Below are 26,052 nucleotides of genomic sequence, written 5' to 3'. Positions count from 1 at the left end.
AGCCGCGATCCTTCGCGAATGGGTCCAAGACGGCGGGCGCGGGCCCGGACCCGGCGCCGGACCTCGATGTCGGCGAGCCGGCTGGTCGTGGGATCGGGGGCGACCGGACCGAACTCATCGGTGGAACCCGGCTCGGCGCTGAAAGGAAGCGGTTCGCTGGCCGTTCGGGCAGGTCGGGTCAGAACAGACGAGGACTCATCTCCGTACGTGCTCCCAAGGCGCGGAGAACCGCCACCGTGAATATCCCTGCGCGGAACAGGAATCCGGTTATGCCATTCTCACCCCGGCGCGGAAAAGGGACCGCGGCCGCGGGCTCCTATTCGGGGAACGCCGCGGCCGGCCGCCGCCCCGATCCGCCGCCCGCCGGAGAAAAACCTCCCCCGTACATACAACAGCCCCCGCCGGCCCGGGGCGGACTCGTATAGTCGGAACCGGTTCCATCACAGGCTCGGCACCGAAGGCGCCCACTCCCCACCCCCGATCCCGAATGGGAGACCCCCGTGACCAGTGATTCCGCGCAGGAAGCAGAACGGACCGATTCCCGGTATCCGCCCGACCTGGACATGTCCACACCAACGGTGGCGCGCACCTATGACGCGCTGCTCGGCGGCAAGGACAACTTCCAACCCGACCGCGACGCCGCTATGGCGGTGGAGCAGACGAATCCCGGTACCACGCAACTCGCCCTTGAGAACCGCGGGTTCCTCTCACGCGGCGTGCGCTACGTCTCCGAATTGGGAATACGCCAGTTCATCGATCTGGGGTCCGGGTTACCGACCGTGGAGAACACCCACCAAGTCGCCCAGTCGGTCGACCCGAACGCTTCCGTGGTCTATGTGGACATCGACCCGATCGTGCTGGCCCACGGCCGCGCGATCCTCGCCGAGAACTCCACCACCACCGTGGTCACGGCCGATCTCCGCGACGTGGAACGGGTGATGTCGGCCGAGGAGACCCGCGGCCTCGTCGACTTCAGCCGACCGGTGGGCCTGATGCTCGTCAGCCTGCTGCACTGCGTCCCCGACAAGGACGACCCCTTCGGGCTCGTGCGCAGGTACTTCGAGTGGCTGCCCGCGGGATCGGCGCTGATCTACTCGCACCTGTGCGCCTCGGACGAGGACGCCGCCCGCACCTTCACCGAGCGCGTGCACGAACTGGGGATGGAGTGGGGGCGCGTGCGCTCCCCCGACGAGTGCGCCCGGGCCCTCGACGGGCTGGAGATCGTCTCCCCCAGCACGGACGGCTCCGCCGCGCGGACGCTGGTCGACTGCGACACCTGGCGCAACGGCGACATCGAACCGCAGCCGCGCCCCACGGATCCGGACAAGCAGATCTGGGAGCACGCGGGCGTGGGCGTCAAGCGGGGCTGACCACCCGCGCCGCCGGGCCCGTCCGGCTCCGGTGGCACCGGTCCGGCGGCGGGACACTATCCGCCATATCCGCCATGATCGCAGGAGTCCCCGGTGGAGACGTGGACCCCCCGAAGGCCGTCGCGGCCGCGGCCGCCGGACGCGACCTCCGGCCGGTGTGGCGCAACGAGCTGGGCGGACCTCGCCGTGGCCACCTGGAGCACGGTGTGGAACTACAGGCCGGGGTGGGAGGAGACGCTCCTCGGCGCCTACGGAGTCGCCCGGGATCCGCGGCGCGTCGCCTTCTACCGCGACCTGTGGGAGGTCACCCCCTGACCGTCCGCCCTCCGGGAAACGGGGCGGATTCGCTTGGCTGGAGCGCCGCGCCGGGTAAGACTTGGTGCATGTGCGGACGTTACGTCAGTGCCCGTAATGACCATCAATTGCAACTCTCGTTCGACACCGACGAACGTGTCGGTGAGCACCTCGCGCCCTCCTGGAACATCGCGCCCACCCAGACCGTGCGCGTCATCCTGGAGGAGGCCGAGGACGGGGGGACGGTGCGTCGGCTGCGCAACGTCCGCTGGGGCCTGCTGCCCGTCTGGGCCAAGGACCGCAAGGCCGCGTCCCGGATGATCAACGCCCGCTCCGAGACTGTCACCGAGAAGCCGGCGTTCCGCAGCGCGGCGGCCAAGCGGCGCTGCGTCGTTCCCGCCGACGGCTACTACGAGTGGCAGAGGAACAACGGCGGCAAGGTGCCCTACTACCTGCACCCGGACGACGAGAGCGTGCTGGCCTTCGCCGGACTCTACGAACTGTGGCCCGACCCGGACGTGGCCGAGGAGGACCCGGCGAAATGGGTGTGGACGTGCACGATCCTCACCCGGCCGGCCACCGACGCGCTGGGTCACGTGCACGACCGCTGCCCTGTCATCCTTCCCCACGACATGGTGGGCGACTGGCTGGCCAAGTCCACCACCGACAAGGGGGAGGTGCGCCGACTCATCGACGCGATCCCCGATCCCTCCCTCGTTCCGCGGCCGGTCGGCAGGGCGGTCGGTTCCCCGAGGAACAATCACCCGGGGCTCACCGAAGAGGTGGCCGCCTAGTGCTCCGGCCGTGATCAGGGTGCCGGCCGGCGCCTGTAACGACTGAGTCGCGCCTGGTGGCGGCCGGGGCCGGCTTGGCGGCGCACTCGGCGTCGTCGGGCCCGGGTACGGTAGCGGGCCTCTTGCCGCACTGTCCGCTCAGGCGGCGTCCGACAGAGCGAGAGGGAATGACTCCGATGGGCTTGGAACTGGAGAGCCGGCCGTCCGATTCGCCGTACATCGAGCGGGTGTGGCGGAGCCGCAGCTATGACGCCGACCGGATGACCTCGATTGCGACATCGCATTGCGAGCTGGTCGTTTGGCGGCAATGCGGTCAGGTCAATGTGGCTGTTCGAGGGCCGGAGTCGTCGGCGAGTTCGGCCCCGGTTCCCCAAGACGCCACGTTCTTCGGGATCAGCTTCTCGCTCGGTACCTCGATGCCCCATCTTCCGATCAGCCGGCTCGTCGACGGTTCTGTCGAGATTCCCGGCGCGACGGGCAGGTCGTTCTGGCTGAAGGGCTCCGCCTGGCACCTTCCCGACTACGACAACGCCGAGGTGTTCGTACGGCGGATGGTGCGCGAGGGTGTCCTGGTCCGCGACCCGATCGTCGCCGCGGTGCTCCGTGGAGCGCCGCCGGACCTGTCCGAACGCACCATCCAGCGGCACTTCGCGGCGGCGACCGGACTCACCCGCGGTGCCGCCCGGCAGATCAACCGCGCCCGGCAGGCGGCGGTCCTGATCCAGGAGGGTGTGCCGGCCCACGACGTGCCCCACCGGCTCGGATACTTCGACCAGCCGCACCTGGCGCGGTCGTTGACCCGCTATATCGGGCGGACCGCCACGCGGTTGAGCGCTCGGGACCCGTCGGAGCCGCTGTCGCTTCTGTACAAGACCTGACCCCTCGTGCCGTCTAACATCCCGACCAGGCGCAGTCATCGAGGTCAGCCCGGCCCGGGAGTCGTCCTGGGACATCACGGGAACGCGCCGGTCCGGGAACAGGGAGGTCATCATCGTGCGCAAGGTTGTTTCGGGTCTGTTCATCTCGCTCGACGGCGTCGTCGAGTCGCCGGACCAGTGGCAGTTCGAGTTCGACGAGGAGATGGGCGCGGCGGTGACCGAGGCACTGGAGACCACCGACACGGTGCTCCTCGGACGGGTGACCTATACCGAGTGGGCCGGGTACTGGCCGAACGTGACCAGCGGCGAGGACGCGGGGTTCGCGAACTGGATCAACGACTCGCCCAAGTACGTCGCCTCGACCACGCTGGACAACGCCGACGACTGGGCGAACAGCACGCTGATCAAGGGCGACCTGGCCGCCGCGGTCGAGCGGCTCAAGGCCGGCGAGGGCAAGGGGATCTCGGTCGCCGGCAGCCCCGGTCTGGTCAGGTCCCTGCTGGCTCAGGACCTGCTCGACGAACTGGTGCTGCTGATCCACCCGGTGATCGCCGGTGAGGGCCGCAAGAAGCTGTTCGCCGACGACGCTCCGTTGAAGAGGCTCGAACTGGTGAACGCCCGGCCGACCAGCAGCGGCGTGGTCATCGCGACCTACCGGCCGGTGCGGTAGGTACCGGGGGTCGCACCCGCGGACAGGGGACGGTCCCGCCCGCCGGCTCCGCCCTTCGCTCAGAACGCGCCCGCCGCTTGAGCCGTTCGTCCCTCCTGCTTGGTGCCGAACGCCTCTGTGCAGGTGAGGAGCTCACGACCAGGCTCGAACCGAGGGGTTCCCGTCTGGGACAGAGGGCGAAGGTCGATGTGGGATCTGCTCAGGCCGCTGATACGAGTACTCAGCCCAAGGGCGCCTGCGGAAAACACCGACGCATTGCGGCGCGGGCGTGACCGCGTCGAGTCGGTCATCGGGGCGCTGATTTTGGTGGCAGTGCTGGTCCTCGTCCCGTCGATGGCCCTTGCGGTGGGGAGAACGGCCTACTCCGATGGGCTCGCCGAGTTCCGGCAGCAGGCCAGTGAGCTCCGCGAGACCCAGGCGACGCTGCTGCAGAGCTCGCCCCCGCAAATAGACGCGCAGGGCCGGGGGAGTGAGCCGCTGTACGTGCGGGCCTCGGCCTCCGTCGACACGGGGACCGCTCGACCGGAGACCATGCAGGTGTGGACAAAGCCGGGGCATACGAAGGGGGACGAGGTCACCGTATGGCTGGACCGGTCCGGTGAGCCGGCGAAGCCCCCGGTCAGCATTTCCGAGGCCAAGACACGCGGCTGGACCGTCGGCCTGGGCGTTCTGCTGCTGGGCGGTGTGGCCGGCGTGGCGCTGCGGACGCTCCTGCGCCACGTCATGATCTGGACGGCGCTGCCGGTCTGGGAACGGGAATGGAACCGGGTCGGCCCGGACTGGACACAGTGAGCGATCGGAGCCGTGCCCTGACCGGTGCCCGTAGCGCTCGCGGCGGCCCCGCGTTCCACGGTCGGACGCACATCCAACCACCTAAACCATTACATTTCGCCAGATGGCGCATATTCGTCACGATCGATTAGCAAACCACCCAAAGGGTGCAGGCAGGCAGAGAGCACGCGAGCGGCTGACCTGACCGGCGACACGCTCGCCGCCCAGACGGGGCAGGCAGTACACACACAACGGGGGGAAACACAATGGGCATGATCACCACCAGGGACGGAACCGAGGTCTTCTACAAGGACTGGGGGTCCGGCCGACCGGTCGTCTTCAGCCACGGGTGGCCGCTCAACGCCGACGCATGGGACGACCAGATGATGCTGGTGGCGTCCCGCGGTTTCCGCGCCATCGCGCACGACCGCCGCGGCCACGGCCGTTCCAGCCAGCCCTGGCACGGCAACGAGATGGACACCTACGCCGAGGACCTCGCCCACCTCTTCGAAACGCTCAACCTGAGGGACGCCGTCCTGGTGGGCCACTCCACCGGTGGAGGCGAGGTGACCCGCTACATCGGCCGCTACGGCACCTCCCGGGTGGCCAGGGTGGTCCTCCTGGGCGCGATTCCGCCGCTGATGCTGAAAACGGAGGCCAACCCCGACGGCCTGCCGATCAGCGTCTTCGACGACATCCGCGCCGGGATCAGCGCCGACCGCTCCCAGTTCTACAAGGACCTGAGCGCGCCCTTCTACGGCGCCAACCGGGCGGGCTCCACCGTCTCGCCCGGCATTCGCGATGCGTTCTGGCTGATGAGCATGCAGGTCGGGCTGAAAGGCGCGATCGACTGCGTCGCGGCCTTCTCCGAGACCGACTTCACCGAGGACCTCCAGCGGATCGACGTGCCGACCCTGATCGCCCACGGCGACGACGACCAGATCGTCCCCATCGGCGCTTCAGCCACATGTCCGCCCAGCTCGTCAAGGACGCCACCCTGAAGGTCTACCCCGGTGCCCCGCACGGCCTGGCCAGCATCGCCGCCTACAAGGACCAGTTCAACAACGACCTGCTGGCCTTCATCGGCGCCTGATCCCACCGGGCCCGCTGGATCCCCCCGGCCGCCGGCGTAGTGCGGTGGCCGGGGTGTCCGACCGCATCCTTCCGCCGGTGAGCCGGTAGAGCGCGCGGCGCCAACGGGAGGACGGAAGGTCGGGGAGAGCGTTGAGCATCTCCTCGTAGCCGGACGCCGGCGCGGCCGACCGTGTCGGCCGCGTTCCGGGACTGGACGGGCCGACTCCTTCGATGAAGGCTCTGGCCGCGTCGTCGGATCCCACGAGGGACCGCCTCTGCTCGGCCTGCCCTGCTGGAGGTGCCGGGGGCCGCCCCCGCGGCGCGTCCGCCGCCGGAACGGAGGGAGCGGGCGCACCGTGCGCCCGGGGAGGAACGGCAGCGGACGTCGGCCTCCCGCTGACGGGCGGCTCCTGGCCCGGCGGGCGGTCCGGCATGGGTCCCATCGTGCTCTCCACCCCCTGGAACGTCGTTCGGCGGTTCTGAGTCGGCGCCTTCTCGGAGCATCACTCACAGAGCCCGGCGCAGGGCTTCGACCGCGATCCGTTTCGCGGCGTCGTGGGTGGCCTCGACGATCCGGCGCGGATCGAACGCGGCCGCCGCGGCCAAATGGCGGTCGTAGCCGATCCTGACGATCCCGGCACCGCTCCTGCGCAGGATAGCCGTCGCCCCGGCGGCGTCGAAGGCCGGTTCCTCGTCCCGATGCTGCTCGACGAACACGACGACGATCCGGGCCGGAAGCGCCTCATTACCGTTCGCTGTCATCCAGTCGAAGGCCCGGCCGATGCTCACCGCTCCCTCACGCGTAGCGGGGGCCACCAGGACATGGGCGTGCGCGCTGGCCTGCGCGGCGTGGTTGAACCCGTCGAAGACGTCGGCGCCGCGGTCGATGAGCGTGATACCGAAGAACCGGGTGAGGGGCAGCAGCGTGCGGTGGAAGACCTCCGCGCCGGCACCGCCGGGCCGCCCGTCCCGGACACCGGGGAGCCCCCACAGCCGGTCGCGGACCCGGGCCAGGTACGGCTCCAGCTCCTCGAAAGACCCGGGGTTGGCCGCACCGCGCTCGATGTCGTCGAGGGACGACTCGGGACGGACGCCGAACCGCCGCGCGAGGGAGTCCGAACCGGGGGTGATGTCCAGGGCCAGCACCCGGTCGTTCCGGTAGTGCGCGAACACCGAGGCGATGAGCGCGGTCACGGTGCTCTCGCCGGCCCCGGTACGCGGCCGGCTCACCACGATCCTGCGGCCGGTGGTGATGGTCCGCTGCAGCGCCTCGCCGAGTTCGAGGGAGGCCAGGGCGTCCTCCGTCGGCCGGAAGGGCCGCATCAGCCCGTGGCCGACCCGGTGCGCGAGGGAGTCGCCTCCCGCGGTCGTGAGATGCAGCGGCACAGCGGGGTTGCGCACCGGCTCGCCGAGCACGCGGAGCACGTCCGGCATCAGCTCCCCGATCGGTTCCTCAGCGGGGAGGACGGCGTCGACCTTGCGCCGCTCACCGACAAGGGTCACCCGGCTCCACGTGGTCATGGCGCCTGTCCAATCGTTTCCTCGGTCCCGGCTCTCGCCGGAGGGGGGTTCTCGGGGGGAGAGCGGTCACTCCGGTACCTCCGGTGCCACGACGCGCTCAAGGTAGCCGCTGCGGACCAGCCAGCGGATGCTCGGCAGCTCCGGCGGCCGGCTGAACCCGTCGGCGCCGACGCTGAACCGGATGCCGCTCTCGCCGCCATTCTCCCCGGGAACCAGGGTCGCCTCCACCGGGAACGGGTGCGCGACCCGGTAGCGGTGGTAGGCGTCCTCCTCGGAGCCGCCCGGGGGGTTCCGGAGGAATCCGGGAAGACCGCGCCGGTCGAAGGGGGTGCCGTCGGGGAAGAGGAAGGACCCGCTCTCCGGGCCGAACGCGTCCACCACCTGCCCGGGCTCCAGCGTCATCCCCGTGGTGGCGTTGGGCTGCCCTCCGCTCTTCTCCCGGACGGAGTCGACGAGCTCCGCGGTCTTCTCGGCCGCCTGCCGCTCCTCCTCGTCGCCGAGCCCGCGCACGTCGGACGCAGCCGTCGCCAGTTCCTGGTACAGCCAGCGGGAGGCCTCGTCCTCGGTTCGGAACTCCGCGCCGGTGCGGCCCTGCTCGAACTCGACGATGCCGACTGAGTAGCCCCCCTCTCCCTCGTCGGTGAGCAGGTGCTGGCTGGGGACCTCCTCGGGGTCCGGCCGCTCGTCGCCGGGAAGAACGTAGAGGTCCGGCGGGACCTCGGCCTGGTCGAGCTCCTCGCGCAGCATCGGGAAGGTGACCTCGGCGCCGACCCAGTCCCCCGGGAGCGGCGCGGTCGCGGCGTCGGGCCCGGCCGCCTGCTGCTCCTGTTCCTCCTCCTGGCTTCTGAGCTGGCTCTGCAGGAACGACCAGCCGACCGTTCCCGCGCTGATGGCCGCCGACAGGCACAGGCTGAGGACGACCTTGCCGATGTTCTCGTCGAGACGCCGGCGGGTGCGCTGCGGACCGAAGAACACCGCCTCGCGGAGCCGCTTGCGGCGCACAGCGGTCGACTCCAGCAGTTGGCTGTCGTAGTCGCGTGCCATTCAGGGGGTCCTTCGGGTACTGGCCGTCGCCGCCCGCCGGCGCCGCCCCAGACTGCCGCGAGAAGGAGGACTGAAGGCGCATGAGCGGATGGGACGTCAGCCCCGAAGGGGTCAGTTCGGTCCTGCTGAGCGTGGGCGGCCACCTCGGCGACGAGGAGGGCACCGAGGGCCTGACCGCTCAGATCGAATCGTTCAACGACCACGTCGAGGAGGCGGCCGGCTCCGCTGCCAGCGAACCCATCGGCAAGGCGCTTGAGGAGTCCGTCGAGGAGTACGGCGCCAAGATGCAGAAGATGGCCGCCAAGACCTCCAGCGCGATCAGCGGATGCAGCGCCGCGGCCGGCCACTACATGGACGGCAACCTCGAAATGGCCGCCGAGGCCCAGGGCAACACCGGCGACATCTCCGACCTCGACCTTTAACCCCCCTCGCGGTCCGGGCAGCGCCGCCTGAGCCGTTCCCATCAGCGTGGACGCAACCCCTGGTGCACCGGCGCGGGCGCCGGCCCTGGAAGGGAGTCCACGCGGTATCCGACCCCTCTCAGACGAGCGACCAGCGGCTCAGCGCAGCCGTAGCGACTACGTGATGGTGTGGCCTTGACTTACTCGTGTGACCCCCACGGTGCGATCGATCCGGACGGATCCCGATCCCCGGTGTAAAGGCCGACGAACTGGAGTCCGTGGCCAAGAAGCTCCAGGGTGACGGCGAGGACATCGCCCAGTCAGGAAGCGACATCAAGTCCACCTGGCAGGGACTGGCCGAGGTCTACAGCGCCCCCGAATCCGGCGACCTGCTTTCGGCCATCAACCCGGTCGCCACCACCGGTGAGGACATCGAGTCGGCTTGGGATACGGCCGGTGGGGCGCTTCTCACCTTCGCCGAGCGGGCCCGCGAACTCAAGGCCCGCCTGAAGAGCCTGAAGGCCGACGCCGTGGCCTTCCGCGAGGGCATCGACGGCGACGAGGACTGGAACGAGGACGAGGACAAGGTCGACGAGAACAACGCGCTGTCCAATGACGTCTGGAAGGCCCAACACGACTACATGGAGGCCGAGCGCGAGTGCGTCAACAAGATCACCGGGATCTTCGGCGGCACCACGTTCATCGGCGCCGGCCTTTCGGAGGGCACCGAGCCGGGTAAGGGCGAGGAGGTCTACGGCTTCGAGGAGGCCCCCCAAGACGTGGCGGCCGCCTGGGGCGGCCCGGTGGAGGTCGATCACCAGTGGTGGGTGGATGCCGGTGCCGGCATTAGAGACTTCGGCGCGGGCGTCGCCGAGGGCGTCGGTGGCCTGACCGGGGTCTACTACGACGGTAATTGGACTTTGCCCCTCACCGCAGACGCCGGGGAGAACAACCTGGCCTTCTTCGAGGACGGCCTCGCCACCATTGGGAGCCTGACCGGCTTCTACACAGAGGACGGCGGTCTTGGGGTCGGCTCCGGCAGCGAATGGTGGAACAACTTCTCCGGTGCTTGGGAAGAGTTGGGGCATTCGTTCGTGCCCTGGACCGAGTGGGACAACCGGCCGGGCTATGTGATCACCCAGGGCGTGCTCAATATCGGGAGCCTGGGGCTTTCCGGGGCGGGGTTTTTCAAAGCCGGGAAGTCCGGGTCCGGTCCTCACCCGGAACAGCGTGATGTTGACGTTGAGGCGGTTCGGGAGACATCCGGTCAGCAGCAGACGTCTGGCCAGCAACCCGCCCAGGGGGTGGGGGAAGCACTCAAGAGCCAGCGCGAGAACCAGGGAGAGATCCAAGACCTGCGACAAGGCGCTCTGGACGATGCCGCTGCCCTGGGTGAACGGGGGTCGGGATCCCCGACCGGTTCCTCCGGCAACACCCCCGGATCCACCGGAACACCCGACCAGGGCGGCAACGGGCAGAGCGGGTCGGACTCCCCGAACACCGCCCCGCCCACAGGGGCCGACAGCACCCCCGATGGCGACACGTCAACGACCGGAGCCGGAGACAGCACGTCCCCGGACGCCGACAGGGACGGTTCGAGCACCCCCGATGATGCTGCTCCGGCAACCGCCGGAGGAACTGACAGCAGAACCCCGGACGAGTCCTCAACCTCCAGGTCTGAGCAGGATCCCACCACCGAGGAGCTACGCCCCTGGCTGGAGCTGGCCGATGAGATCGGCCTGGAAAGGACCATGGAACTGGCGGGGATCCAGGGGGGTCTCCCAACGCGACCTCGCCATGGCAGGCGCCGCTCCCGACGGCTCCGCCCCCGCCGCCTCCGCCAACAATGCTGGAGGCGGCGGCCCCAACACCCCCAACGAAACGACCACCCCCACCGGCGGCTCCGCCCCCTCCACCCCACCCAGCCGAGACTCCTCACCGTCCCCGGCACCCACCGGCGGACCCGGAGATGGCACATCAGGCACTTCCACCACCGGAGACAGTGGAAGTTCCGGCACCGCAACCAATTCCACTCCCAGCGGCACCGCCCCCACTACACCGCCCGCGGGAGGAGGCGGAGATGGTGGCGGGTCTGATGCCGCGGGAGGCTCCCCTGCCTCCGGCTCCCCAAATGCGCTCTCCAACGCCTTCAATGACACTGTTCCACACGACGGTCATCTGCCCCGCCCCGAGGATCTCCCCTCCGGAACGCGTGTCCATCCGACGGTGAGTGAGCTGCAAGGTCGCACCGGAAACGGCTGGGAATACTATACTGCCAAAGAGTGTGATATTGCACAGTTCCTCAAGGACAACGGGATTGAAGTTAAATCGGTCGACGTGGCTGATATAAACGGTGTCAAATCTCCCGATTCTATTATCGTAGAAACGAATTCAACAGTTGAGTTTAAGACGGTTGAGACTTCCTCAAAAAATGCGGTTTCTCAGAACATAAGAAATGGATCCAAGCAGTCCAGTCGTATTGTTATCGACCTACGAAAAGGCGGTACTACACAGGAAACAGCAATTTCGGAACTCCAAAGCTCGCTGTACAGGTATGGCGGAGATCTGGAGGAAGTTGTTCTCATCGGTGACGGTTACGTAGTCGCCTGGCCTTAGAGGAGGAAAATATGGCTCACGTGGAAACAATAATGGTTTCGACTGAATCGGGTGAGGCGGTTGCCTTGATGACCCATTTTTCTTCCTCTGTACACTCCGAAGAAAGAAGTGTGACTGAGATACGCATCGAAGGCCTGGTTCTGGATGTTGAGCCGTTTGATATGTACGATGGGTTCAGCACGGCAGTAGATGTTTATGGAACTTCTCCAGAAAACGCAAAATCGAATGCACGATACATATTCGACCTTTTATCTCGGGAGACAAAATGGAGAATAGCCCTTGGGTTCGATGAGAACGACAATCCTATACTTGAACGCCCTGAAATTCGGACTACGGATGGCTAAGCTCATATCAAGAACTTCTGCGCATAATTCAGGTGAGGTCGTGGGGTAGAGCGTTGACGGGACCGCCGGGAGCGTTCGCTTTCGGCGGCTGGGGTGTCACCCGGAAGGTTTCACTCAGATTCCGGAGCACGCGTGCAGCTTCAGAAGTACGTGGAATCACCCGGCACCGTGCCCGTGCCGGAGAGGTGCAAGGCTCCACTTCGAAACCCCTTAAAACCCCGCCGATCTTGAGGATTTGGTTCCTTCATTCGCGTTTGAAGGAACCAAATCCTCAAGATCGGCGCGGGTGGGGCGGGCGGGGTTACAGTTCCCCGTCCCGGGCGGCGGTGAGGAAGGCGTCCCACTCGGCGGCGGGGAAGGTGAGGTGCCCGGCCTCAGGACGCTTCGAGTCGCGCAGGGCGGCACCGGTGGGGAGGTCGATGACCTCGACGCAGTTGGGCTCTTGGCCGCTGTAGCTGCTCTTCCGGAAGGAGGAGGGAATGTGGGCGACCTCGACGCAGTTCTCGTCGTGGCCGCTGTAGCTGCTCTTGCGGAACTCAAGTTCGTTCACTGGTCACTCTCTTAAGGATGCAGCCATGTCCTTGATGAACTCGGCGGACTGCTTGGTGCTGAGCGCGGAGCCCTGTAGGTCCCCAAATGTCACGTTATACCGTCCGATTTCTTCCGGTTGTTCGAGGAACACCGATCCGGCCAACGTGCCGATCCACACGATGGGGGTGTCCAGCGGTTCGGGGAAGTCCAGGATCATGAACGGGGAGGTGAGCCCTGCATGCGAACCAACCCCGAACGGTACGACTTGAACGTCGATGTTCGGCATCTGGGCCATGTGCAGCAGATGATCGAGTTGGCCGCGCATGACTTGGGGGCCGCCAATCGTGCGTCGCAGGGCGGCTTCGTCCAGCACCGCACGCAGTCGTGCGGGTGAGAAGCGGGTCAGGATCTCCCGGCGGGCCATTCGGTAATCGACGCGGTTCTGGATCTCGGTCGCTGAGGTGTAGCGCCCGCCCTCGAAGAGCGACTCGGCGTATTCGGGGGTTTGGAGCAGCCCAGGGATGCAGAGCGCTTCGAAGGTGCGGATCGAGGATGCCTCTGCTTCGAAGTCGGCCAGCGCCCGATCACCGAACAGCCCTTTGTACTTGGCCCACCAGCCACGCTCTCGGGCGTCCCGGGCAAGCGCCTGCATTGCCCTGCGCGTCTCCTGGTCGGTGATCTTGTAGAGATCCATGAGTCTGTCGAGATCAGCGGCGCTGATGCGCTTGGTCTCGGTGGTCTCCATCTTGCTGACCTTTGGGGCGCTCCAGCCAAGCTCCTTGGCTACACGAGTAACCGTGTAGTCAGCGCTTTCGCGGGCTCGGCGGAGTTCGGCAGCAAGGCGCCGAAGGCGCAGGGAAGGGCTGCGGGGTTCACGCATGGCGGCGGTCCAATGAAGTCGATACGGTTAATTTTCACAAGATACGTTGAAAACTCGAACATTACGAGTTAGCTTTGATGTGTACCTGGTCACCGCCGTATCACCCCGGGTGGTTGGTGATCACGCTACTGGTCGCCCGCTGCCTTGTCTTTGGAACGGACCGAAACGCGGGCGCCGACTGGTGATCTGGCTTCCTTGTCCTCTCGTCCGCCCCCTTGCTCACCGTTTGAGGAGTCCGCATGTCTGTTCCCGCTGCCCCGGTCCGACTACGGTCGGTCACGGTCCCGGTGGATCTGGTCATCCCCTGGCAGAAGAAGCACTACTTCAGCACCGCCAAGGCAGTGCCCTTCACCCGCCGCGCCTTCGACTTCTGGGGCGAGGCAGCCCTGTTTCCCCTTGTGCGGGCCTTCCTCGCCGGGTGTGCCGCCGACCAGGGCCCGGAGTACCGTTACCTGTTCGTCCTGCTGGGCAACGAACTCGCCGCCAACGCCCTGCACCACACCCGCTCCGGCCAACCCGGCGGCACCTACACGCTGCGCGCGGATCGCTCGCCTCATGGGCTGATCCTGACCTGCCGCGACGGCGGCGCAACCGACGGGCGCCGCTACGACCACCGGGAGCACCACCACCTGCCCAAGCCCCGGCAGGCGCCGACCCTCTCCAGGAGCAGGGGCGCAGGCTGGCGCTGGTGGATGCCTTCGCCACCGCGTGGGGTGACTGCGGGCGCCCCTCGCACCGCCACGTGTGGTTCCACCTGGCCTACGACCTGGCCGACAGCGCCTGGACCGCCGCCTAAGCCGGCGCCCCCTCCAGGATCGGCGCTCAAATCCGGCGCCACCCCCATGATCGGCGCCCCCTGAAACGCCGAGCGGCCCGGACGGTGCTCCACCACCGCCCGGGCCCAGATCCCACCCCTTTGTGAACCAGGAACGGAATGGAATCCATGTCCGAGACTACCGCCAGACCTCTTCCCCGCGCTGCCCCTGATCCGGCATCTATCAGGGCACCGCCTGCCCGTCCTGCGCCCACCCCGCCTGCCGGGCCCAGCGCGCCGCGCGCCAACCCCGCCTACACGGTCACCGCGCCGAGTTTGCCGCCGAACACCGCCGCGCCGCCGCTGTCCAGGCCCACCATTCCGGCCTCATCGTCTGGTTCGGCGAGGCCACCCAGTCCTACTGGGCCGCCACCCCCGCCGGCCTCGTCGAAGCCCCCGACACCGACACCCTCCTCCTCGCCCTCTGGCCCCACACCGGACCCGAACGCCGCCACCTCTTCGACCGGCGTCCCCGCCCGCGCGGAACCGGACCGGCGGCCGCCGCGGCCTGATCCCGGTGGATCGGCTGTCCGGATCCCGCGAAGCGGCACCGGCCAGGCCGACGGCCAGGCTCAGGCCAGGGCCGGGGCGACTCCGCCGTCGACACGCAATGCGGCGCCGGAGGTGGCCGCCCCGGCGTCGGATCCCGTGTAGAGCGCGAGGTTGGCGACCTCCTCCGGCCGGATCAGCCGGCCCAGCAGCGAGCTGGGCCGCTCCTCGGCGATGAACCGCCGCTCGGCCTCGTGGAACGGCACGTCGGGGCCGATCCGGTCGCGGATGAACTCCTCCACGCCCGGCGTCAGCGTCGGCCCCGGCAACACGCTGTTCACGGTGACGCCGGTCGCGGCCACCTCCTGCGCCATTCCGCGCGCGACGGACAGCTGCGCGGTCTTGGTCATCCCGTAGTGCACCATCTCGGTCGGGATGAAGATGGACGACTCGCTGCTGATGAAGATCACCCGGCCCCAACCGCGCCGCACCATGCGCGGTGTGTAGTGCCGGGCCAGCCGCACCCCGGAGAGGACGTTGACCTCGAAGAAGCGGCTCCACTCGGCGTCGGGGATCTCGAAGACGGGGGCCGCGGAGAAGATCCCGGCGTTGTTGACGAGGACGTCGGCGTCGGGAACCTGGTCGATGAGGGAGTCGGCCCCCTCGGATGTGCTGACGTCCGCGGCGGCGCCGCGGACGGTACCACCGGTCTCCTCGCGGATCGCCTCGACGGTGTCGTCGACGCGCTGCCGGGAGCGGCCGTTGACCACGACGTCCGCCCCGGCGCGGGCGAACGCGGTGGCGATGGCCTGGCCGATGCCGCTGGTCGATCCGGTGACCAGCACGGTGCGGCCGGACATGTCGATGTTCATCAGTGCTCGCTCTTCTCGTCGGTGAAGGCTGTCCTGTTCGGCGGGGCCCGGCCGTCCGGCCGGTGATTCCCCGCCCCACATTCACGCGCAAGCAGTTATCCCGCTCAAGCTGATAGTTGCAAACGCGGGATAAATAGTTGCACACGCCTGTTAGGCGCGCAAATTGCTAGTCTGTGCAGGAACGACACGCGGGAGGTGTGCGGTGGGGATCGCCGACGACGCGGTCGAGGTGCGCGCGCACGGGTGGCGCATCCTCGCGGCGCTGCACGGGATGCTGGAGACCGCTCTGGAGAAGGCTCTGCAGTCCGGGCACGGGCTGTCCGTGGTCGAGTACACCGTGCTCGACGCGCTGAGCCGCCAGGACGGCTGGCACATGCGCATGCAGCAGCTCAGCCGCGCCACCGCGCTCAGCAGCAGCGCGACGACACGACTGGTCAGCAGGCTGGAGGACCGGGAACTGCTCGCCCGTGTCCTGTGCCGGGAGGACCGGAGGGGCATCTACACCGAACTCACCGACGAGGGCCGCGCGCTACTCGAACAGGCGCGCCCGACCCACGACGAGGCGCTGCAGAAGACGCTCGCCGAGGCCGAGACCGTGCCCGAACTCAGCGACCTCGTCGAAGCCTTCCACCGCGTCTCCACCCGCCCCTGACAGCCCCATGGCCCCGCCGGTCTTGACGAAAGCGGGGTCTCCTCGGTGGGAACGGCCCCGCTTCGGTCACGATCGGCGCTGTTCCTCCGGGCGGAGGTGCCGCATCAGCGGGACGAACCGCTCCCAGCTCTCCGGGGTGGTGCCGTCCCCCAGGGGGAACAGCACGGCGGTGGACGCGGGAGGGCCGATCCGGTGCCCCTTGACCGGGGCGGCCATGACGTGGTCCAGGCCCGTCTCGGCGACGCCCTCGGGGCCGATCGCCAGCCCCACCGGCACGGGCACGGACGGCACACGCGGCGCGTAGGTGAGGTCGGGGCGGCCCCGGCAGCCGGTGGGCCGTCAGGACGTGCAGGATCCCCTGATCCGTGAGCTCCTGGACGACGTCCTCGATCCGGTGCAGCGCGGGCTCCTCGTCTTCGGCGTAGCCGACGGCGAAGGTGATGCTCTCCTTGACCCCCGACGGCACCCGGGACACCCGCTGGGTGCCGATGAAGGGCCGGGTCTCCCCGCCCTCGCCGACGAAGACCGACCAGCTCGGCCTGGGCGCCCGGCGGCGACACGTGGCGGTGAGAGTCGGGCGGTCCCACTCCGCCAGCGCCGGCTCGCTGGTGCCCCACCCGGCCGGCGCGGCCCTGGCGAACGTCCGGGCCAACGATTCCGCCGCCCCGCCGAGGACGAGGCCGTCGGTTGCGGGGTGCACGGCGGTGAGATCGATCAGCAGGTGGGAGCCGAGGACGGCCGGTTCCCGGAGGAACGTGGTGGAGGGGGTGGGCGCGGCCCGCGCGTCCGCCTCCGTTTCCGAAGCGTCCCGGTCCACGGCGTAGCCCGCCGTCTCGTCCCACACCAAGGGCAGGCCGGTGAGGCCGTCGTAGTGGCCGCCGCCGTCGGGTTCGGCCACGACCCAGCGGCCCCCGGGCTTGCTCAGGACCGTACGCAGCGGGAACGTGATGCACGCGTCGGCCGGGGTCACCACCTGCAGCGCCCGCCCGCTCTCGGCGTCCGCCGACAGCGCGTCGGCCAGCAGGAGGAGAGGGGGACCACGGGCCGATCCTGGGTCGCCACCATCGCCCGGTCGGTGACGAGGTCCACCGCGGGGTGCGCCGTCACGGCGTACCCCCTTCCCGCCCGGCCCGCTCCTCCGGGCGGGGCGGCCACACGGTGCCGCCCAACCTGTCGGTCAGGCTGCCGGCGAACCGGTGGGCGAGTTCCGCCGCCCCGCTCTCGGTACCGGACGCCCGGACCTCGACCCACCAGCACGGGTCGGGCATGCGGGCGGCGGTCTCGGGACCGAGCAGCCGCTCCACCTCGCTGGGGACGTCCACCCGCTGGGCGGCCTCGATGTTCACCAGTGGGGTCCCGTCGTCGTGGAGCTGGATGACCGCGCCGTTCCCGGCCCCCCCTGACCCGCAGGTCCGGTCCGGTGTCCACCATCGCGTCGGCCAGCGCCCGCATACCGGGGGCCTCCCTCACCAGCGCGACCACATCGTAGGTCAACCGTCCTCCCCGTCCGCGTCGAGCAGTGCCGTCTGCATGAGACGCGGGGAGCCCCCGCGCTGGATCCACCGGCCCCGTCCCGGGGGCTGCCGGTTGGCGTACACCCGCGGGAAGAGCTGCCCCTCGCTGCGGTCGCCGGACATGAGTACCGCGCCGGTGCCGATCTCCCGCATGGCCTGCACCAGCGGGTCGTACAGCCCGCGGCCGGCCCCGGCCACGCGGCGGGCCACCACGAAGTGCAGACCGATGTCGCGGCCGTTGGAGACGTAGGGCACGAACGGCGCCAGCGGCTTCTGCCCGGCCGTGGTGAGCACGTCGTAGTCGTCGGCCAGCACGACGATCCGCGGGCCCGCGATCTCGCCGTCCTCCAGCCTGTCGGGGTCGGCGTCGTCGGGCATCCGCTCGTCGAGCTCCTTGGCCACGCCGCCCGCCAGCCCCGCGCACACCCGCGCGTTGCTGGCGTACCCGCCCGGGTAGGGCTCGGGGATCACGTTGCGCAGGGTCCGCCGCGGGTCCATCACCGCGAACACGAGCTCCGAGGAGTCGTAGCGGGCCATCAGCCCCTCGGCGACCAGGCGCAGCAGGTTGGTCTTCCCGCACTCCCCGTCGCCCAGCACCAGCAGGTTCTGATCGCCGCCGAACAAGTCGAGCAGGACCGGTTCCAGGGCCCGCTCGTCCACCCCGATGGGCACCCGCCGGGCCTCCTTCTCGGGGCCCGGCAGGGTGCGGGCGGGCAGCCGGTACGGCAGTGTCCGCACCGACGGGGCGCTCGGCCCCCGCCAGGCTCCGGCGACCGCCCGCGACGCCTTCTCGACCACCTCACCCAGGTTCTCGTCGTCCGGCGTCCCGTCGACGCGGGGCAACGCGACCTGGCCGAAGAGCTTGGTGCCGGTCAGCGCCCGGCCCGGCGCCGCCGCGCTGATCGTCTCGGCGAGCTTGCGGTCCACCGAGGAGTCCGACGGGTCGTTCAGCCGCAGCTCCACCTTCTGCCCGAAGTTGGACTGCATGGTCATGCGCACGTCGTTCCAGCGCAGCATCGCGCCCACCACGTGGACTCCGTAGCCGCCGCCGCGCCTGAGCAGGTCGGAGACCGTGTCGTCGATCTCCTCGAAGTCGTTGCGGACCGCTCCGAACCCGTCGACGCACAGCACGATGTCCGCGCAGGGCAGCTCGGGCACCTCGCCGCGGGCGTGCATCCGGCGCAGCTGCTGGACCGAGTCGATGCCCCGTTCCCGGAACACCTCCTGGCGGTGCTCCAGCATCCCGTGGATCTCCTCGACGGTGCGCCGCACCCGCTCGGCGTCGGTACGGGCCGCGATCCCCCCGACGTGCGGCAGGCCGGACAGCGCCTGCAGGCCGCCGCCGACCAGGTCGAGCCCGTAGACGGCGACCTGGCTCGGGGAGTGGGTCAGGGCGATGGAGAGCACCATCGTGCGCAGCAGTGTCGTCTTGCCGGTCTGCGGTCCCCCGACGATCGCCAGGTGGCCGCCCGAGGCGGCCAGGTCGAGCTCCCACACCCCCTGCCACTGCTTGCCGGCGTCGTCCAGCAGCCCGATGGGCACCTTTCGGTACGCGCACGCAGCTCGTCGGAGAGCATCGCCCCCAGTTTCGCCGAACTGGGGGCGATTAGCCGCGCGTTCACCCCGCCGTCGCGGCGGTGCTGGTCGAAGACGTGCGGCAGCCATTTCAGCCACTCCCAGTCGGTGGCCTGCGATCGGGGGTGCATCACCGCCAGCGCGGCGTCCTCCGGCACGTGGAAGGCGCCGAACTGGGCGATCAGCGCCCGCACCAGGCGCATGACATCGGCGCGCTCGCCGATCACGCTGACGTTGCCCACCATGTCGAGGGGCACGGTGAACGGCATGTCCGGCACCGTCTCGAACCGCCGGACCGCGGTCCGCGCCTCGGAGAGCATGAAGGGATCTGTGGGGGCCAGTGCGGTGCCCTTCTCCGCCACGCGCAGCGGGCGCCCGGGCATGACGCCCGTGCCGGCCCGCAGCCGCAGGAAGTCCCGGTCCTTGCGGCGGCGCTCCCACATGCGTGTCGGGTCGCGCGCGACGTCGTACAGCGCCTCCGGGGGCGGATCAAACTGCCGGGCGTGGGAGCGGGCCTCCTGCTCCCACTTGCCGAGGTCCTCGCGCAGCTCCTCCAGGTACTCCAGGTAGAGTTCCCGCTGGTTGCGGCGTTGCCGGGCGGCCTGGCCGCGGCGCGAGAACAGCATGCCGACGGCGGCGACGACCGCGACGACGAGCACGAGCGCCCCGAGCGCCATGAACGCCGGGTTCCGCAGGGCCATCATGATGGTGAGAGAGGCCATCATGCCGACCATCGGCAGGATGGTCATGAGCGGGTTCGCCTGCGCGCCGCCGTCGGGCAGGGTCGGCGGCGCCTCGACCTCGTGGGTTTCCCGCTGAGGGGGCGGGTACACGGTCCGGGCCGGCCGGTGCACGATGCGGATCGCCACCACCACTCCTCTCATAACGGGCCGCGTAGATCCTAACGCCGGGGAGTGGCGGGCCTAGTGGCGCGAAGGGCCCGGGCCGGGCCCGGTCACAGGGGCCATGACGGCCGCGCGCACGGCCTTTTCCGATGAGGGAGCACCGCCGGGATCCGGCGGATGTTCCCGCCGAACCGGACCGCGCGGTACAGCGTGGCAGGTCATGGAAACACTTTCTCCATGGCCAGGAAAGACGTTGGCGAGCGCGTTTCCCCGCCGTCCACGGCCCCCTACCTGTGGGGGCTGCGCGTGGCCGTGCTGCTGCACGCGGCACTGCTGGGGCTGCAGTTCGTCACCGCCGGCCAGCTCGTCGCGGGAAATCCCGGTGTCCTGCCGCTGCACACCACAGGGGCGCTCATGACGAACGCCTCCGGCTTCATCCAGATCGCCGCCGCCGCGCTGCTCTGGCGGCCCGGCCACGGGCCGCCGATGCCCACGGTGGTGAGCGGAACCACGATCCTGCTGAGCCTGCTGCAGACCCACTTGGGCAGCCAGGACATGCTCGCCCTGCACGTGCCAACGGCGATGGCCATCGTCGTACTGGTGATGTGGACGCTGACCTGGTCCTGGACCCGCCCGGTCCGGGGAACCGCTGGGTGAGGGGCACGGGGCCGGGTCCGGCCCCGTGCCCGGCGCGCCAGCGGGGGTCAGAGGCCGAGCACCGCGATGGCGATGAGGAAGTAGATGACCAGTCCGGTGGCGTCGATCAGTGTGGTGATCAGCGGCGCCGAGACCACCGCGGGGTCGATGCCCACCCGCTTGGCCACCATCGGCAGCATCCCGCCCACGAACGAGGCCCACAGGCAGATCACGGCCATGCTGGCCGAGATGACGGCGGCGAGGGAGAGGTCGAAGAAGAACCAGACCACCGGGAAGGCGATCGCGGCCAGCATCAGTCCCAGCATGATGCCCACCCGCGCCTCCCGCCAGATCACCCGGGGCAGGTCGGCGAACCGCACCTCGCCCACCGACATGGCGCGGATCACCACGGTGGCGGCCTGGGAGCCGGCGTTACCGCCGATGCCGATGAGCAGTGGGATGAACAGCGCCAGCGCCACCACCGATTCCAACGTGTCCTCGAACGCCGAGAGCACGTTGACCGTCAGCACCGCGGCCACGCCCAGCAGCAGCAACCACACCGCACGCTTGCGCGCCAGGTGGAACGGGCTGGAACTCAGATAGGGCCGGCCCAGCGGCTCCGACCCGCCGGCGCGGGCGAGGTCCTCGGTGGCCTCCTCCTCCAGCACCCGCATCGCGTCGTCGACGGTGATGATCCCGATCAGGCGGCCCTCCGTGTCCACCACCGGCAGCTCCACCAGGTCGGCCGAGCGCATCAGCCGGGCCGCCTCCTCCTGGTCGGTGCCGGCCGTGACCGCGTGCACCTCGCCGCCGACCAGCTCGCCTATCGGGGTGGAGGGGGCGGTGGCCACCACGTGGCGCAGGTCCACCATCCCCACGAGGCGGCGCTGGTCGTCGGTGACCGGCAGCGCGTACAGTACCGCCGGGTCAACGTCGGCACGGCGGACCTTCGACAGGGCGTCGGCCGCGGTCATCGACGCGCGCACGCTGACGAAGGCCGGGGTCATGATCCGCCCGGCCGATTCCGCCGGGTACCCCAGGAGGGTGGCCGTCGCCTGGCGCTCGCTCGGGCTCAGCCCGGCCTGCAGCCTGGTGGCCACGGTCGCCGGCATCTCGTCGAACAGCCGCGCGCGGTCGTCGGGCGCCATGTCCTCCACCAGCTGGCGCACCTGAGCATCGCGCAGCCCTTCCAGCAGTTCCTGCTGGTGCAGCGGCTCCAGCGCCTCGAACACCGCCAGCGCCCGGTCCTTGGTCAGCAGCCGGAAGGCGATCGCGCGCTCGGCCGGCGGGATCCGCGCCAACTCGTCGGCGATGTCGAGAGTGCCGTGTTCGCCGAGCCAGGCCCGCAACTCGCCAAGGTCCTGGGCACGGGTCAGTTCCCACAGCCCTTCCATTGGCCATCACCCCCGTTGTCGGCACAGCGACCGTCGACAGGGCGATCCCCTTCGTCGGGCCACCCGCATCCCATCCTGCCCCGCGTGCACCCGGCATACCCGGCCCGCTTCAGCCGGGTGTTCCGGGTCGAGCGCGGATTTCGCGCGGCTCACCGACTTCGCTCGGTCGCCGTCGCGGCCGTGGATGCGCCAGCCGCCGCCGACACTCGCAGCGGTTGTCGACGAGCACGGACCGTGTCCGTTTCCGCGTACCTATCGCCGCCAGAAGAAGTGGTGCACGACGCCGCTCGAGCTTGGCACGCGTTCCAGGTGGAAGCGGTCGGTCAGCTCCTCCGGGCTCTCCCAGAGTCGCAGGCCGCCGCCGAGTTCGTACGGGGCGACGGCGATGTGCATCTCGTCGACCAGGTCCGCGTCGAGGAACGCGCGGAGGGTCGTCACGCCACCGCCGATGCGCACGTCCCGGCCGTCCGCGGCGGTCTTCGCCCGCTTCAGCGCTTCGTGCGGGGTTGTGTCGAGGAAGTGGAACGTCGTGTCGCTCAGCGTGAACGACGGCCGCACGTGATGTGTGAGTACGAAGACCGGCGTGTGGAAAGGGGGCTCGTCGCCCCACCAGCCTGCCACTCGTAGTCCGGCCAGGGGCCGCGGATGGGACCGAACTTGTTGCGCCCCATGATCTCGGCGCCGATGTTGCGCGTGAAATCGCGTGCGATGTAATCATCGAGCCCTCGGGTGCCGCCGGGATCGGTGCGGTTGACCCAGCTGGCCGTGGCACCGACCCAGGCGAACAGGTCGCCGGGGTCGGCCTGGCCGAATGGGTGCTCGAAGCTCTGCTCCTCGCCCGCCCCGATCCCGTCCCGGGTGATGCTGAAGCAGTGGACTCGGACCCGCTGTGGCATGGCCTACCTCCTCGAATGTCGAAACCGGCCTATCGCGGCTGCTGCGGTCGCATGCCAGGTGGTCGTCACCGACGCGCCCCGCACGACACCCAGACGGAGATTCCTGGTCGCGTAGTGTCGTGTGAGTGCTGTCGGTGACGACCACCTGGTGAGTTGCCACGTGAGTGGTCTACCTACCGAGGAGGAAACCGTGAAGTACTTGATCCTGATGCAGGTCGACCCGGCGGTGCTGGAGCAGCTCACCGACGAGCAGCAGAGGCGGATCCAAGAAGGACACGGCGCCTTCCTGGCCGCCATCAAGGAGCGCGGTGAGTTCATCGCGACCCAGGCCCTCGCTGACCCCAGCCGGTCGAAGGTCATTCGCAGCTCCGGGGGCCAGCCCGAGGTGACCGATGGACCGTTCGTCGAGAGCAAAGAGTTCATGGGCGGCTTTTACCTCATCGACGTCGAGGACGAGGCCCGGGCGGTGGAGCTGGCCAAGCAGATCCCCGACGCCAACATCCCCGGCCTCGCTCTGGAGCTACGGCCGGTGATGTTCGCTGACCTGGGAGAGGGATGATTCCAGCCGAACCCGTCGGCGAGGGTCGGTGGCGCGAGCTCGCGCGACAGGCCCTCGCCCGGTTGCTGCGCATCTATGGCAGCGCCCAGTTCGACCTGTGCGAAGACGCCGTCCAGGAGGCGCTCCTGCACGCGCACCAGCGGTGGCCGACACAGTTCCCGGACGACCCGCTGGGCTGGCTGGCCACGACCGCCCGCCGCCGGTATGCCGACCGCGCCCGCGGCGACGCCCGGCGCCGACACCGCGAGACCCGCGCTGCGTTGTTGCATCCCCCGGTGACGCCGGAGGCCGTCCACAGTGACGACTCGCTGCTGGTGCTGCAGCTATGTTGCCACCCCGGCCTGCCACGCTCCGGGCAGGTCGCACTGACCCTACGGGCGGTCGCCGGACTGACCACCGCCCAGATCGCCAACGTTTACCAGGTCTCCGAACCCACCATCGCCCAACGGATCACGCGGGCCAAGCGCCGCGTCTCCGAACTCGGCCGGCCCCTTCCGCCACCCGAACACGTGGACGAGCGTGTCACCGCGGTGCTCGACGTGCTCTACGTGATGTTCACCGAGGCGCACCACACAACCGCCGGCACACCGCCCCGCGACGCGGATCTCGCCGCCGAGGCGATTCACCTGACCCGACTCCTCCTCCGGAGCGTCCCTGAGTCCACCGAGGTCACAGGGCTCCTCGCACTGATGCTGCTCACCGAGGCCCGCCACCCCGCCCGGGTGGCGTCGGACGGGCGCCTCAAGCCGCTCGACGAGCAGGATCGGGCGTTGTGGGACCGGAAACTGATCGACGAGGGGATCACGCTCGTCGAACAAGCCGCCCCAGGTGCCGAACCCGGTCCCTACCTGCTCCAGGCCTGCATCGCAGCCCTACACGCCGAAGCCCCCGGCACCGCGGCAACGGACTGGGACGAGATCCTCGCGCTCTACCGGCTCCTCGAACTCGTGACCGGCCATCGGAACCCCACGATCACCCTGAACCGCATCGTCGCCCAGGCCATGGTCGACGGAAATGACATCGCCCTCGCCCGGATCGATGCGCTGGAAGCCGACCACCCCGGCCTTCCCCGTCTCAACGCCGTACGCGCCCACCTCCTGGAGCAGACCGGCAGGCCCGACGACGCGGCGAACGCCTACCGACGAGCCATCGCCACTACCGTCAATCTCGCTGAGCAGCAACACCTCAGGCACCGCCTACGCCGCCTCTCCGGCGCAAACGGGTGACGGCTGGACCCGGGAACCGGCAGTCATCACCGGAGGTCAAGACGTAGTTCCGCCCCGCCACTCGATCCGCCGACGCCCCGGGAAACCGACGCCGATCGCAGGTGAGCCTGCCGTCACCAACGTTCTGGCCCGCAGCATCTAGTGCCCGCGGAACCTGGCCAGGACCCTGCGCCGGAACTCCGCCGGGGTCCGGCCGGTCTCCCGCTTGAACACCTGCCCGAAGTGGGAGGGGTCCCTGAACCCCCAGCGCGTGGCGATCGCGCCGGCCGGGACGTCGGCCATCCGCGGGTCCGCCAGGTCCCGCTGGCACAGCTCGATCCGCCGCGCGCGTACCCACGCGGCCACCGTGAACCCCGTTCCTTCGAACAGGGTGTGCAGGTACCTCGGCGATATGTAGTGCGCCGCCGCGATGCTGTGGGGGCTCAGCCCCGGATCGGACAGCCGGCTGTCGATGTACTCGCGGACCCGCCACAGGAGGGCGTCCCGGCGCTCGGCGCCTTCGAGATCGTACTGGCCGAGCTCCGTACGCAGCATGGCGGTCACCAGCTCCATCATGGTGCGGACCGCCAAGGGGCCGCTGTGCCCCAGCGACTCCAGGCTCCGGTTCAGGCTGAGCACCATCGTCCAGACCGCGGACGACAGCCCCGTATCGCACTCGAACGCCGTCGCCGTGATATCGGCCAGGGAGCCTTCGTTCCTGGCGCCGATGCGGCCTCTCGGGAACCGGATGCACACCGACTTGTAGTCGTCGCTCGACACTATGGTGGCCGGCTTGGAGGAGTCGTAGATCGTGAACAACCCGGGCTTCAGCACGGCGGTCCGGTCGTCCTGCGACAACCGCATCTGGCCGGACAACTGCAGGGTCATCACGTAGTACCCGGTGTCCGTGGCGGAGATGGTGTCCCGGTCGCGGTAGGCGGCGTGCTTCTCGCACTCCATGCCGATGAAGCTGACCCCGGCCAGCGACCGCTTGCTGAGGGTCCCCTTGAAGGCGCCGGGCCGATCGCAGTCGAAACGGAATCTCAGGATGTTGCGCTGGACGGCGTCCGTCCACGAGTCGAACGCGACTTCCGGTCCCTTGCCGTGGTCTCCTAGACCGGAGGCCATCAGGTCGTCTACCAGTGACGCCATCCTCTTCTCCAATGGCTCACAGCCGCGTTCGCGCAGCTGCACGTGAGTGCCGATTTTCGAAGAAATCACTCCACTCTGCCATACGTGACGCGCACAATACTGTGACGCACATCACTCGAAATCAGAGGATGAGGACCACTCGGCCCTCGAAGCGTTCGGCGACTCGCCGCGGCGGCCCGGGTGACGAGAGGCGGGCGGCGCACCGGGTCCGTCACCGGGCACCTGTCCCGGGAAGGGGCGGGTCGCCGGAATCCGCCGCGG

25 protein-coding genes and 5 pseudogenes are annotated in these 26,052 nt (G+C 69.3%); 17 read left to right on the top strand and 13 right to left on the bottom strand.

Annotation, left to right across the window (positions count from 1 at the left end):
• The first annotated feature begins 500 nt into the window (after positions 1-500).
• The 8 genes from VS93_RS18220 to VS93_RS33725 all read left to right on the top strand — a co-directional run bounded on the left by VS93_RS18220 (position 501) and on the right by VS93_RS33725 (position 5,870).
• The gene (locus VS93_RS18220; protein WP_269082870.1) at positions 501-1,370 is read left to right on the top strand and encodes an SAM-dependent methyltransferase; all 870 of its coding nucleotides are present in this window, start codon (positions 501-503) and stop codon (positions 1,368-1,370) included.
• A 186-nt stretch (positions 1,371-1,556) separates the two neighbouring features.
• Positions 1,557-1,685 carry a hypothetical protein gene (locus VS93_RS32600; RefSeq protein WP_269082869.1) on the top strand — a complete coding sequence of 43 codons (129 nt, stop codon included), beginning with the start codon at positions 1,557-1,559 and terminating at the stop codon, positions 1,683-1,685.
• 68 nt (positions 1,686-1,753) lie between these two features.
• Positions 1,754-2,458, top strand: a complete 705-nt coding sequence (locus tag VS93_RS18215; RefSeq protein WP_046471111.1) for an SOS response-associated peptidase — start codon at positions 1,754-1,756, stop codon at positions 2,456-2,458.
• A 176-nt stretch (positions 2,459-2,634) separates the two neighbouring features.
• Entirely contained in the window at positions 2,635-3,336 is a 702-nt protein-coding gene (locus tag VS93_RS18210) for a helix-turn-helix domain-containing protein (protein ID WP_046471110.1), read from the top strand.
• A gap of 115 nt (positions 3,337-3,451) precedes the next feature.
• Positions 3,452-4,006 carry a dihydrofolate reductase family protein gene (locus VS93_RS18205; RefSeq protein ID WP_046471109.1) on the top strand — a complete coding sequence of 185 codons (555 nt, stop codon included), beginning with the start codon at positions 3,452-3,454 and terminating at the stop codon, positions 4,004-4,006.
• A gap of 186 nt (positions 4,007-4,192) precedes the next feature.
• Positions 4,193-4,798 carry an Rv1733c family protein gene (locus VS93_RS18200; protein WP_449353796.1) on the top strand — a complete coding sequence of 202 codons (606 nt, stop codon included), beginning with the start codon at positions 4,193-4,195 and terminating at the stop codon, positions 4,796-4,798.
• Between the two features lie 245 nt (positions 4,799-5,043).
• Positions 5,044-5,778 carry an alpha/beta fold hydrolase gene (locus tag VS93_RS18195; RefSeq protein WP_236700603.1) on the top strand — a complete coding sequence of 245 codons (735 nt, stop codon included), beginning with the start codon at positions 5,044-5,046 and terminating at the stop codon, positions 5,776-5,778.
• Positions 5,745-5,870, top strand: coding sequence for a hypothetical protein (locus VS93_RS33725; RefSeq protein ID WP_269082868.1), 126 nt, complete (start codon positions 5,745-5,747; stop codon positions 5,868-5,870). The genes VS93_RS18195 and VS93_RS33725 overlap by 34 nt, the downstream gene beginning before the upstream one ends.
• A gap of 1,328 nt (positions 5,871-7,198) precedes the next feature.
• On the opposite strand, the pseudogene VS93_RS31880 reads toward VS93_RS33725, so the two are convergent.
• Positions 7,199-7,372 (bottom strand): annotated as a pseudogene (locus VS93_RS31880) (EsaB/YukD family protein); the annotation flags it as partial.
• 66 nt (positions 7,373-7,438) lie between these two features.
• Positions 7,439-8,416, bottom strand: a complete 978-nt coding sequence (locus VS93_RS18185) for a TNT domain-containing protein (RefSeq protein ID WP_046471107.1) — start codon at positions 8,414-8,416, stop codon at positions 7,439-7,441.
• Between the two features lie 80 nt (positions 8,417-8,496).
• Here VS93_RS18185 and VS93_RS18180 point away from each other — a divergent pair, with 80 nt between their 5' ends.
• From VS93_RS18180 to VS93_RS29300, 4 genes are all read left to right on the top strand, one after another.
• Positions 8,497-8,838, top strand: a complete 342-nt coding sequence (locus VS93_RS18180; protein WP_046471106.1) for a DUF6507 family protein — start codon at positions 8,497-8,499, stop codon at positions 8,836-8,838.
• A gap of 257 nt (positions 8,839-9,095) precedes the next feature.
• Complete coding sequence (locus tag VS93_RS18170; RefSeq protein WP_052745838.1) at positions 9,096-10,913, top strand: hypothetical protein; 1,818 nt, start codon at positions 9,096-9,098, stop codon at positions 10,911-10,913.
• 130 nt (positions 10,914-11,043) lie between these two features.
• Complete coding sequence (locus tag VS93_RS29305) at positions 11,044-11,433, top strand: CdiA C-terminal domain-containing protein (RefSeq protein WP_156184903.1); 390 nt, start codon at positions 11,044-11,046, stop codon at positions 11,431-11,433.
• Positions 11,434-11,444: 11 nt separating this feature from the next.
• Positions 11,445-11,777 (top strand): hypothetical protein, encoded by a 333-nt coding sequence (locus tag VS93_RS29300; protein WP_156184902.1) that lies wholly within the window; start codon positions 11,445-11,447, stop codon positions 11,775-11,777.
• Between the two features lie 301 nt (positions 11,778-12,078).
• On the opposite strand, the gene VS93_RS18165 is transcribed toward VS93_RS29300, so the two are convergent.
• Entirely contained in the window at positions 12,079-12,327 is a 249-nt protein-coding gene (locus tag VS93_RS18165) for a DUF397 domain-containing protein (RefSeq protein ID WP_046471103.1), read from the bottom strand.
• A gap of 3 nt (positions 12,328-12,330) precedes the next feature.
• Positions 12,331-13,188 carry a helix-turn-helix domain-containing protein gene (locus VS93_RS18160; protein ID WP_082126989.1) on the bottom strand — a complete coding sequence of 286 codons (858 nt, stop codon included), beginning with the start codon at positions 13,186-13,188 and terminating at the stop codon, positions 12,331-12,333.
• 239 nt (positions 13,189-13,427) lie between these two features.
• Between VS93_RS18160 and VS93_RS18155 the strand changes: the two genes are divergently transcribed.
• Positions 13,428-14,048: an ATP-binding protein gene (locus VS93_RS18155; RefSeq protein WP_338022765.1), complete on the top strand. Its 621-nt coding sequence runs from the start codon at positions 13,428-13,430 to the stop codon at positions 14,046-14,048.
• A gap of 208 nt (positions 14,049-14,256) precedes the next feature.
• Here VS93_RS18155 and VS93_RS29295 read toward each other — a convergent pair whose 3' ends face one another.
• Entirely contained in the window at positions 14,257-14,457 is a 201-nt protein-coding gene (locus VS93_RS29295; RefSeq protein WP_046471101.1) for a hypothetical protein, read from the bottom strand.
• Positions 14,458-14,574: 117 nt separating this feature from the next.
• A complete protein-coding gene (locus VS93_RS18145) occupies positions 14,575-15,363 on the bottom strand; it encodes an SDR family NAD(P)-dependent oxidoreductase (protein ID WP_046471100.1) in 789 nt (262 codons plus the stop codon).
• 202 nt (positions 15,364-15,565) lie between these two features.
• On the opposite strand from VS93_RS18145, the gene VS93_RS18140 reads away from it, so the two are divergent.
• Positions 15,566-16,015 carry a MarR family winged helix-turn-helix transcriptional regulator gene (locus tag VS93_RS18140; protein WP_046471099.1) on the top strand — a complete coding sequence of 150 codons (450 nt, stop codon included), beginning with the start codon at positions 15,566-15,568 and terminating at the stop codon, positions 16,013-16,015.
• A gap of 66 nt (positions 16,016-16,081) precedes the next feature.
• Here VS93_RS18140 and VS93_RS32590 read toward each other — a convergent pair.
• The 4 genes and pseudogenes from VS93_RS32590 to eccCb all read right to left on the bottom strand — a co-directional run.
• Positions 16,082-16,327, bottom strand: a pseudogene (locus tag VS93_RS32590) (DUF6177 family protein); the annotation flags it as partial.
• A gap of 73 nt (positions 16,328-16,400) precedes the next feature.
• Positions 16,401-16,985 (bottom strand): annotated as a pseudogene (locus VS93_RS32585) (DUF6177 family protein); the annotation flags it as partial.
• 133 nt (positions 16,986-17,118) lie between these two features.
• Positions 17,119-17,361 carry a hypothetical protein gene (locus tag VS93_RS31870; RefSeq protein WP_052745835.1) on the bottom strand — a complete coding sequence of 81 codons (243 nt, stop codon included), beginning with the start codon at positions 17,359-17,361 and terminating at the stop codon, positions 17,119-17,121.
• 144 nt (positions 17,362-17,505) lie between these two features.
• A pseudogene (gene eccCb, locus VS93_RS33720) lies at positions 17,506-19,071 on the bottom strand (type VII secretion protein EccCb); the annotation flags it as partial.
• Positions 19,072-20,186: 1,115 nt separating this feature from the next.
• On the opposite strand from eccCb, the gene VS93_RS18125 reads away from it, so the two are divergent.
• Complete coding sequence (locus tag VS93_RS18125; RefSeq protein ID WP_046471098.1) at positions 20,187-20,606, top strand: hypothetical protein; 420 nt, start codon at positions 20,187-20,189, stop codon at positions 20,604-20,606.
• Positions 20,607-20,653: 47 nt separating this feature from the next.
• On the opposite strand, the gene mgtE is transcribed toward VS93_RS18125, so the two are convergent.
• Both mgtE and VS93_RS18115 read right to left on the bottom strand, forming a co-directional pair.
• Positions 20,654-21,979 (bottom strand): magnesium transporter, encoded by a 1,326-nt coding sequence (gene mgtE / locus VS93_RS18120; RefSeq protein WP_046471097.1) that lies wholly within the window; start codon positions 21,977-21,979, stop codon positions 20,654-20,656.
• A gap of 252 nt (positions 21,980-22,231) precedes the next feature.
• Positions 22,232-22,875 (bottom strand): annotated as a pseudogene (locus VS93_RS18115) (dihydrofolate reductase family protein).
• 190 nt (positions 22,876-23,065) lie between these two features.
• On the opposite strand from VS93_RS18115, the gene VS93_RS18110 reads away from it, so the two are divergent.
• On the top strand, positions 23,066-23,434 hold the full coding sequence (locus VS93_RS18110; protein WP_046471096.1) for a YciI family protein: 369 nt from the start codon (positions 23,066-23,068) through the stop codon (positions 23,432-23,434).
• Complete coding sequence (locus VS93_RS18105; protein ID WP_046471095.1) at positions 23,431-24,660, top strand: RNA polymerase sigma factor; 1,230 nt, start codon at positions 23,431-23,433, stop codon at positions 24,658-24,660. The genes VS93_RS18110 and VS93_RS18105 overlap by 4 nt, the downstream gene beginning before the upstream one ends.
• A gap of 138 nt (positions 24,661-24,798) precedes the next feature.
• On the opposite strand, the gene VS93_RS18100 is transcribed toward VS93_RS18105, so the two are convergent.
• Positions 24,799-25,791 (bottom strand): AraC-like ligand-binding domain-containing protein, encoded by a 993-nt coding sequence (locus VS93_RS18100; RefSeq protein ID WP_201776675.1) that lies wholly within the window; start codon positions 25,789-25,791, stop codon positions 24,799-24,801.
• Positions 25,792-26,052 lie beyond the last annotated feature (261 nt).

Origin of the sequence: Allosalinactinospora lopnorensis (assembly GCF_000981225.1) — a bacterium.
GTDB classification, from domain to species: Bacteria; Actinomycetota; Actinomycetes; order Streptosporangiales; family Streptosporangiaceae; genus Allosalinactinospora; species Allosalinactinospora lopnorensis.
This window is presented reverse-complemented; position numbering and strand designations above follow the sequence as displayed.

Bases quoted from the DNA above. Each gene is read 5' to 3' on its own strand.
- VS93_RS18180 (WP_046471106.1), top strand. From the start codon at position 8,497: ATGAGCGGATGGGACGTCAGCCCCGAAGGGGTCAGTTCGGTCCTGCTG.
- VS93_RS18160 (WP_082126989.1), bottom strand. From the start codon at position 13,188: ATGCGTGAACCCCGCAGCCCTTCCCTGCGCCTTCGGCGCCTTGCTGCC.
- VS93_RS18155 (WP_338022765.1), top strand. From the start codon at position 13,428: ATGTCTGTTCCCGCTGCCCCGGTCCGACTACGGTCGGTCACGGTCCCG.
- VS93_RS18195 (WP_236700603.1), top strand. From the start codon at position 5,044: ATGGGCATGATCACCACCAGGGACGGAACCGAGGTCTTCTACAAGGAC.
- VS93_RS18145 (WP_046471100.1), bottom strand. From the start codon at position 15,363: ATGAACATCGACATGTCCGGCCGCACCGTGCTGGTCACCGGATCGACC.
- VS93_RS18185 (WP_046471107.1), bottom strand. From the start codon at position 8,416: ATGGCACGCGACTACGACAGCCAACTGCTGGAGTCGACCGCTGTGCGC.
- VS93_RS18105 (WP_046471095.1), top strand. From the start codon at position 23,431: ATGATTCCAGCCGAACCCGTCGGCGAGGGTCGGTGGCGCGAGCTCGCG.
- VS93_RS18215 (WP_046471111.1), top strand. From the start codon at position 1,754: ATGTGCGGACGTTACGTCAGTGCCCGTAATGACCATCAATTGCAACTC.
- mgtE (WP_046471097.1), bottom strand. From the start codon at position 21,979: ATGGAAGGGCTGTGGGAACTGACCCGTGCCCAGGACCTTGGCGAGTTG.
- VS93_RS18200 (WP_449353796.1), top strand. From the start codon at position 4,193: ATGTGGGATCTGCTCAGGCCGCTGATACGAGTACTCAGCCCAAGGGCG.
- VS93_RS18125 (WP_046471098.1), top strand. From the start codon at position 20,187: ATGGCCAGGAAAGACGTTGGCGAGCGCGTTTCCCCGCCGTCCACGGCC.
- VS93_RS33725 (WP_269082868.1), top strand. From the start codon at position 5,745: ATGTCCGCCCAGCTCGTCAAGGACGCCACCCTGAAGGTCTACCCCGGT.
- VS93_RS18100 (WP_201776675.1), bottom strand. From the start codon at position 25,791: ATGGCGTCACTGGTAGACGACCTGATGGCCTCCGGTCTAGGAGACCAC.
- VS93_RS18210 (WP_046471110.1), top strand. From the start codon at position 2,635: ATGGGCTTGGAACTGGAGAGCCGGCCGTCCGATTCGCCGTACATCGAG.
- VS93_RS29300 (WP_156184902.1), top strand. From the start codon at position 11,445: ATGGCTCACGTGGAAACAATAATGGTTTCGACTGAATCGGGTGAGGCG.